The following is an 8,002-nucleotide window of genomic DNA, read 5'->3' on the forward strand; positions in this document are numbered from 1 at the left end:
TTGTGTTACCCTTGCTCTTATCCGCCGAAAGTGCTCTCCCGCTGGCCAGCCAGGGAAAGGCTCCTTTCGTATAGGCGATACCTTCCTCCTTTGCCTGCCTTTCCGTATATCCGGTCCATGCGATTTCGGGGTCAGTGTAGGCAACCGAGGGGATTGTCATTGCTGTATTGGCGCTTTTCAATCCCGATATTACCTCGGCGGCCACCTTACCCTCGTACACCGCCTTGTGAGCCAGCATGGGATTGCCGGTTACATCTCCGATTGCGTAGATTCCGGGCACATTCGTTTCCTGTCGCCTGTTAACCGGGATGAACCCCCGCTCATCCACGACAATTCCGATGTCCCCGGCCCCGATGTCCCTGCCATTCGGACTGCGTCCAACGGATACCAGGATGGCATCGGCCTCAATTGTGCTTGGCGCTTTCTCTCCTTCAAGGTTTAAGGTAAGGGATTCTTTTTGAGACTTTGCTCCCGTTAATCTGGTGGATGTATGTATGGCCTTGTATCTGTGCCCTAATTCTTCGGATAAATGATGCACAAGATCGGCATCGGCAGAGGGGATGAGTTGATCGAGCATTTCGATTATTGTGATTTCCGATCCCAGAGCCCAGTAAACCTGGGCTATTTCCAGGCCGATGATTCCACCGCCGATTACGAGGAGTCTCTTAGGGACAAAGGGCAGTTCCAGTGCCTTGGTTGAATCCCAAATTCTCTTATCGTCCTTAGGCAGGAGTTGCAGCATCAGAGGTTTTGATCCAACAGAGATAATCGCCTGTTTGAAACCAACAGAAGTGACGCTGCCTGCAAGGTTGACATCAATGGTTTTTGGATCCGCGAATTTGCCAGTTCCACTAAGGATTGTGACATTGCGGGCCTTTGCCAAACTCCGAAGACCCTGGGTAAGCTTATCGACAATCTCGTTTTTTTTCCTCTTGAGTTTATCGATATCAATTTCTGGAGAGGCAAATCTCAGTCCGTAGGATTCCAAATTCTTTGAATCCGAGATTATTTCCGCGGCATGGAGAAGGGTTTTTGATGGGATGCAGCCGACATTGAGACAAACTCCGCCAATTTTCTCTTCTTTTTCGATGAGCACAACTTTTTTGCCTAAATCGGCGGCTCTAAATGCGGCGGTGTATCCCCCGGGCCCAGCTCCGAGCACTGCCAGATCGCAGCTAATAGATTCGGTCATATTCACTCCAGATAGTTAGAGTAGCACGCGGCGCATATCGCTAATCAAGTTCGATAGATGGCTTGTAAAACGAGCGCCGGAAGCTCCATCGATTACTCTGTGGTCGTATGAGAGCGAAAAAGGCAAAACCAGGCGTGCATCAAAGGCAGATCCATTCCAAACAGGTTTCATTTCACTCCTCGATATGCCGAGTATTGCAACCTCGGGGGCATTTATTATTGGCGTAAAATAGGTTCCTCCGATGCCTCCCAGGCTGGAAATGGTGAAGGTTCCTCCGGACATTTCATCTGCTTTTAGCTTGCCTTCTCTGGCTCGCTGGCTAAGATCGGCAAGTTTCTTTGCGAGTTCAAGAATGTTTGTCTCGTTTGCGTTTTTTATCACTGGTACAAGCAAACCCTCTGGGGTATCTACGGCTACTCCGATATTGATGTAACTTTTGCGGATTATCTGCTTCCCATTCGCGCCCAGAGAGCTGTTGAAATCCGGAAAGGCCTTGAGGGTTTGCACGGTGGCTTTGATTATGAAGATTAGAGGACTTATTTTTTTGCTTCCAGCGAGTTCGATGTTGAGTTCCTTGCGGAATGCCTCAAGTTCGGTGATATCTGCATTTCCGAATTGAGTGACGTGTGGTATGCCAATCCAGTTTCGATGAAGATGGGGACCGGATATTTTCTTAATCCGGCTCAGTTCCTCTGTGTCTATTTCTCCAAATGCTGAATAATTCGCGCTTGGAATGGGCGGCAGTGTAAAATCCCCGGCGAGTTTGGCAGAACCAGAGGCTCCGCTCATAGTCCTTTTCACTAGGGAGCTAAGGTCTTCGCGGGTTATCCTTCCCTTTGGTCCGGATCCCTTCACCTGGTCCAACGATACTCCCAGTTCTCTGGCAAGCGCTCTGACAGAGGGGGTGGCATGATATCTGGCGCCCATCTCTTGAGCGTTAATCAAGTCGGGTTCCATATCTGCCGTGCTGTTTCCTGCCGCGGGAGTTTCTCTAGATTCGGGTAAAACCTTAGACACGGCGGGTTTATCCAGCGCCGAAGCCTGCCCCACATCCTTTTCTCCTGGTTTTGTTTCGCTCAGAACCGTATTTTTTTTGACGACTTGTTCCGATTGCACATCAGCCTCGCTGGGCTCTGCCAATGCGATAATATCGCCGGAGTTCACAGTATCGCCCTCGCTCACTTTGATTTCAGTAATAATGCCTGCCAGGGGCGAGGGTATATCCATAACCGCCTTATCACTTTCAAGAGAAATAAGCGGAGTCTCTTTCTCCACAGTATCGCCTACGCGGACATAAATCTCGACAACTCCCACGTTCTGGTTTTCTTCAAGATCTGGAATTCTTATTTCAATCATTTTGATTCCGCCTTTTGTTGACTAGAGGATTGGGTTTTTCAACATTGATTTTGTATCTGGAAATAGCCTCAGAGGCAACCGTGCCTTTCAATACGCCATCCTCAGCGAGGGATTTAAGGGCGGCAAGGGTTATCCACCGTCTATCAACTTCGAAGAAATCCCGGAGCTTCTCCCTGCTGTCGGACCGTCCATAGCCATCAGTACCGAGAATGGTAAGTTTGTTCGGGATTAATCGCCTTAGCTGTTCCGGATAAGATCTCATATAATCAGATGAAAAAATGGTCGGTCCCTTATGCCCTTCCAGAATTTTCGTTAGATATGGTTTTTTTTGGGGGGTCTCTGGTTTCAACAAGCGAATTCTTTCACATTCCAAGCCATCTCTACTTAGTTGGTTGATTCCCGGAACACTCCAAATATCGGCACGAACCTGCCAGTCTTCTTCCAGGAGCTTCGCGGCTTCAATCACTTCCCGGAAAATGGCGCCCGATCCCATGAGCTGAACAATCGCCCCTTCCCCTTCTGCAGCTTTTCTGAAGAGGTAGGCGCCCTTAATTATGCCCTCCTCAACCCCCTTAGGTAGTGATGGCTGAACGTAGTTTTCATTCATCACCGTGATGTAATAAAAGAGATTTTTTCGCTCCGCGAACATTTCATGAAGTCCGTTTCTAATGATAACGGCCATTTCATACGCGAATGTGGGATCATAGGCGCGGCAAGTTGGATAGGTGGTGGCCAGAAGTAGACTATGCCCATCTTGATGCTGTAATCCCTCGCCGTTTAAGGTGGTTCGACCGGAGGTGGCGCCAATAAGAAATCCCCTGGCCCGAATGTCTCCCGCTGCCCAGGCTAGATCGCCTATTCTTTGAAAGCCGAACATCGAGTAATATATGTAGAAGGGAATCATCGGTATTCCATAATTCGAGCCGGCGGTGCCGGCAGCTAACCAAGATGAAAAGGCGCCGGCTTCTGTAATTCCCTCTTCCAAAACCTTGCCCTTTTCCGATTCCCTGTACCACATCATGTTCTCGGCATCCTGAGGCTTGTATAATTGTCCAGATGGTGCATATATGCCCAGTTGCCTGAACATCCCTTCCATGCCGAAGGTTCTTGCCTCGTCCGGAACGATTGGGACTATGTGTTTTCCAAGTTCCTTGTGCCTTGAGAGTCCAGAAAGAAATCTGACAAAGGAATTAGTGGTTGATACCTCGCGTTTTTTGGAGCCTTCAAGCGTGCTCTTGAATATGGCATCGCTTAATGAAGGAATATTTAGCGCAGGAGGATTAAATCTCCGCGATGGTATTGAGCCGCCTAGTTTCTTTCGCTGCTTCTTAATGAATTTCAATTCCTCAGAATCTTCGGCTGGTCTGATAAAAGGCAATTCTTCAAGTTCGCTGTTTTTCAGAGGCACCTTAAATCGGTCGCGGAATTCGATTAAGGACTCAATGTCCATCTTTTTCTGACTGTGGGTTCTCATTGCAGCTTCGCCAGCCTTGCCCATGCCATAGCCCTTCACGGTTTTTACCAAAATTACTGTTGGAACACTCTCCGCCTTAATGGCTTTGGCGAAAGCCGCGTAAATCTTTCGCGGATCGTGGCCCCCGCGGGTCATTTGCCAAAGATCCCTATCGCTCATGTCCTTAACCATCCTGGCGATCATCGGATCGGATTCGAAAAAAGTTTTCCTTAGGTGTTCCGGTCCCTTGGAACGAAGATCCTGAAATTCGCCGTCCACCATGGAAGCGAACTTCTTCAGCAGTACTCCATCCTCATCTTTTTGCATCAATTCATCCCATTCGCTACCCCAAATAACTTTGATAACATCCCAGCCCGCTCCGTTAAAGTTTCCCTCGAGCTCGTCGATAATCCTTCCGTTTCCCCGAACCGGGCCGTCGAGTCTCTGCAGATTGCAATTGATTACGAATATCAAATTGTCCAACTTCTCACGGGCGGCTAGACTGAGAGCGCCCAAACTCTCTGGCTCGTCGGTTTCACCGTCGCCAACGAAGGCCCAAACTTTTCTATTGCCGATGCTTATGTGTTCATGAGCCTCCATATATTTCATGAATCGCGCCTGATATATGGCCATTATCGGGCCCAATCCCATTGATACTGTCGGGAATTGCCAGAAGTTGGGCATCAAAAACGGATGAGGATAGGAGGATAAGCCCTTGCCATCCACCTCGCGACGGAAGTTATTCAAATGCTCTTCATCGAGGCGACCTTCCACAAAGGCTCTGGCATACATTCCCGGAGAGCAATGACCCTGGTAGAATATGAGATCTGGACCATGTGGGGCATCGTAACCCTTGAAAAACCAGTTGAAACCAACTTCATAGAGTGCCGCCGAGGAAGCAAAGCTTGCTATGTGACCACCCAGGCCATCGGGGTTTTTGTTTGCCTTAGCCACCATTGCCATTGCGTTCCAGCGGACATAGGCGGCTACTTTCTGGGCAATTAGACTGTCTCCCGGGATTTTCTCCGCTCTATGGGGGCTTATCGTATTAGCATAGGGTGAGATAGTGGTATCGGGTGGGCGAATACCCCTTTCCCGCAACCTGTTATTCAACTCGCAGAGAAGGTAAGTTGCCTTTTCCTTTCCTTCGGTGTCTATTATGCCTTCAAGTGAATCAAGCCAGTCCCGGGTTTCATCCGGATCGGGATCTACAAAAGTTGCGGGCATGCTGCCTCCTGGTCGCGCTAGCCTGTCTTGAGGTCACGATAATGCTTTCAAGGAGATTAAACAATCCAAACTTTGCTTTTAAGACAAGTAGTCAGATATCCTTCTCGAGTGAAAAATTCTTGCGACTGATAGAGCAAGTTTCGTTCGCGGGCATGTGCATCGAGGTTGCGCGCTTTTGGCCTGCGTTGGAGAACCGTTATAATGAGAAGCGCTACCTGTTTCCGAAGTATCATAATCCCTTCCCAGTTTGTCCAGCGGAAACTCACCGAACGCCTCTCTCTCTCGAACGCGCATATAATCTCATCCTGCCTGCGATGCGTTAGCTATAGCGGGCGGGGCGAGTTTAGGCAGCCAGCCGTGCCGTAATGATAACTTCGCGATAGATTTTATCTGCCGCAATAAAACATCCCCCTGCGAGGGTGATATCCCGTGAATAGCAAAAATCTGTTGACCGACGATTGCAGGATGAACGATCCGCCGTCGCAGTTGCAGATAAATGCGGCGGCAACCAGTCCTGATACCCTGGACTTGCTGGTTGTTCAGAATCCAGACTCCCCGGAAGCCAAGCATCCCAGTTATCCGGCGGTGCCCACGACAAGCCTGCCGATACAGCTGCGGCCTATTCACAACTTGCTGGAGAACTGGAAGCTTATCGCGTAGAAATCGTTGCGCAGCTTTCAGGGCACGGCAGCGGGTATGGAAATAGTCGTATCGTAAACCCATAACCACTGACACGCATCGGTGTTGCCTATTCCCATGGCTTTCCGCGCCCGCATCTAACTCTGCGAATTTGTCTCCAGTGGAGGGGTCTGACCCTGCATCTCAATGAAGACCGTGCCTGATTCATAGCCGATTTGCTGCAGCTCATCTTACCATTGCCGTCGAAGACTTCAGAAACGAGTTTATTATCGCGTACAGTCCTCTGTTTTTTCTGGATGAAGAAGTCTATTTGCTTGCCTGAAAAGCTTTCCTTGAATTTCTCAGATCCGCCTCGTTTCCTGCTCGATGAGGTTGCCGAAGATTTCATTGCGGAGGCCGTTTTTTGAGGAAATTGCTGCGAATCGTGAAATGGTAACAATAATCCTCATCTGTTCAACGCCTTGCATATATGGCGTATCGATAATATCGGCCCATCGGGCAGCTCTTTGGCCTGATGCGCCCAAAGAGGATTATCCATCCCGGCCTCGGACAAACCCGGCGGATGCGACATATAGATTGGTCCGAGGCTTAGCTTTCCCCCTCGCTGAGCTCCGAGGGACCATCGTCGTTAAACGACTCCTCGTCATCTTTCATCCCCAGAATTCGATAAAACAAGCTGATTATCAGTGCATCCCTTTCCATTGAATCCGGACCATCCCAGAGGGTATGCCCGTCTCGATACCACTCTGAGAGGCACCCGCTAATTCTGTGCACATGCTTGCGTATGGCCGCCTCCATGAGGATGGTCTCGTACCTTGTGCCGATATGCTGCATGTGTTTTTCCGGGTTGGCGAGGGTTATCTCCGCCTTCACGCGCGTCCCCGCCGGCAAGCTCCGGTTCTCAACCCTCTCTCCATGTTTCTTGTCCTTCTCATAGTCTCGCAAATAGATATCCGGTACAACAATGCGCTCCCTGGTGGTTATTTTTATTTTCACTTCGGTCTCCTTATATACACGCTCCAGGCAATAAGATCAAGATCGGCTGCGGCCGCGGTACGCTGGTGCAGGCTAGCATATTCAGGGGCGACCTCGACTCGACTCATCTTTCGTCTTTGCGCGTCCCTTGGGCAGCTCCTCTGTCTCCATGGAGGTGATATATGTCGGCACGATTATCCAGCTTTGTGTCTGCCAGGGCAGGACGGACTTATCTAGCAAGATGAACAACAGTTCTTCGTTGTCCGCCGGCATATAGGTTCTGTTGCCGTTGTTCGAAATCGAATTGAAAAATCTGGAGAGGATCGACAACGCATTAGTATCCAGCTTCCGGGCATCATCATTCGAATTTGACGAAGCCGTTTAAGCTGCCTGATATGTTCTCCCACCCATCAAGAATGTTGGCGGTGTATCCGATTCACTGTCATCGGTTACGTCGATACTGCCTTCTTCGACTGTGTACTCGCAGTCCGTTTTGGCGATCCTATCCAAGGTGATCGGATATGCCTCGCCGCCGGTTGCAAGGCTGATGGCGTTGCCGCTGGATATCGGCGAGCGAAACACCGCGCCTGCATACGGCACCGGCAATGCCGTGCCAGTGCTCACCTTAGCAGACTCAATATCAGCGGTTCGCGGTTAGATTGCAGCTTGTTGCTTTGGTGCCGCGGTTGCCTTTAAAAACAATCGCTTTTGCGCCTGATAAAGTCTTGGTTCCCGTATTACTTTTATTCACTCAAATCGTGATGCGCTTGCCGATTTCGCTATACGCCATATCTGCCTCCGATATATGTCGATTCCGCCGTATCATTCAGCGGCGCTCCGTATTTCAGAACCATTTCAACACAAAGGTACAAATTTCGACGTGACCGCTGACGGATTAGCTTACCGCCACAAAATAGTGATTACCTGTAAGATGACATTGCGGCGATTGCTCATGTAGGCAAGGTGAAAAGGCTTAAGGTGGCGGTCACCTCATTAAAAAGAGAGGGATGAATCGTGCGATGTTATATTTAGGGACAGAAAGGATAACCTGGTTATCGCGCCACTGCCTAGGGCACTTTGTATTCTAACTTTCGGATGCGATGGTTGTTAAAATCTGCCACATAGACATTGCCGGATGAGTCCACAGCCACTCCAGTGGG

Annotated in this window: 8 protein-coding genes; 1 reads left to right on the plus strand and 7 read right to left on the minus strand. The window is 49.6% G+C overall.

Going from position 1 to position 8,002, the window contains the following annotated elements:
- The 3 genes from lpdA to aceE form a co-directional block, all read right to left on the minus strand.
- On the minus strand, nucleotides 1–1,192 hold a 1,192-nt coding region (lpdA, locus tag S1OALGB6SA_RS02060), incomplete at its 3' end, for a dihydrolipoyl dehydrogenase (RefSeq protein ID WP_124032389.1).
- Nucleotides 1,193–1,207: 15 nt separating this feature from the next.
- Nucleotides 1,208–2,548: a 2-oxo acid dehydrogenase subunit E2 gene (locus tag S1OALGB6SA_RS02065; RefSeq protein ID WP_124032390.1), complete on the minus strand. Its 1,341-nt coding sequence runs from the start codon at nucleotides 2,546–2,548 to the stop codon at nucleotides 1,208–1,210.
- Nucleotides 2,541–5,228, minus strand: coding sequence for a pyruvate dehydrogenase (acetyl-transferring), homodimeric type (gene aceE / locus S1OALGB6SA_RS02070; RefSeq protein ID WP_124032391.1), 2,688 nt, complete (start codon nucleotides 5,226–5,228; stop codon nucleotides 2,541–2,543). The genes S1OALGB6SA_RS02065 and aceE overlap by 8 nt, the downstream gene beginning before the upstream one ends.
- Before the next feature lie 429 nt (nucleotides 5,229–5,657).
- On the opposite strand from aceE, the gene S1OALGB6SA_RS02075 reads away from it, so the two are divergent.
- On the plus strand, nucleotides 5,658–5,888 hold the full coding sequence (locus tag S1OALGB6SA_RS02075; protein WP_124032392.1) for a hypothetical protein: 231 nt from the start codon (nucleotides 5,658–5,660) through the stop codon (nucleotides 5,886–5,888).
- Between the two features lie 567 nt (nucleotides 5,889–6,455).
- On the opposite strand, the gene S1OALGB6SA_RS02085 is transcribed toward S1OALGB6SA_RS02075, so the two are convergent.
- From S1OALGB6SA_RS02085 to S1OALGB6SA_RS10860, 4 genes are all read right to left on the minus strand, one after another.
- The gene (locus S1OALGB6SA_RS02085) at nucleotides 6,456–6,863 is read right to left on the minus strand and encodes a hypothetical protein (protein ID WP_124032394.1); all 408 of its coding nucleotides are present in this window, start codon (nucleotides 6,861–6,863) and stop codon (nucleotides 6,456–6,458) included.
- Nucleotides 6,864–6,944: 81 nt separating this feature from the next.
- Complete coding sequence (locus S1OALGB6SA_RS02090; RefSeq protein WP_124032395.1) at nucleotides 6,945–7,172, minus strand: hypothetical protein; 228 nt, start codon at nucleotides 7,170–7,172, stop codon at nucleotides 6,945–6,947.
- 51 nt (nucleotides 7,173–7,223) lie between these two features.
- Nucleotides 7,224–7,466 (minus strand): hypothetical protein, encoded by a 243-nt coding sequence (locus S1OALGB6SA_RS02095; RefSeq protein WP_124032396.1) that lies wholly within the window; start codon nucleotides 7,464–7,466, stop codon nucleotides 7,224–7,226.
- A 443-nt stretch (nucleotides 7,467–7,909) separates the two neighbouring features.
- A partial coding sequence (locus S1OALGB6SA_RS10860; RefSeq protein WP_371686027.1) for an SBBP repeat-containing protein occupies nucleotides 7,910–8,002 on the minus strand: 93 nt, incomplete at its 5' end.

This window comes from Olavius algarvensis spirochete endosymbiont (genome assembly GCA_900608495.1).
Classification (GTDB): domain Bacteria; phylum Spirochaetota; class Spirochaetia; order DSM-2461; family DSM-2461; genus UBA2779.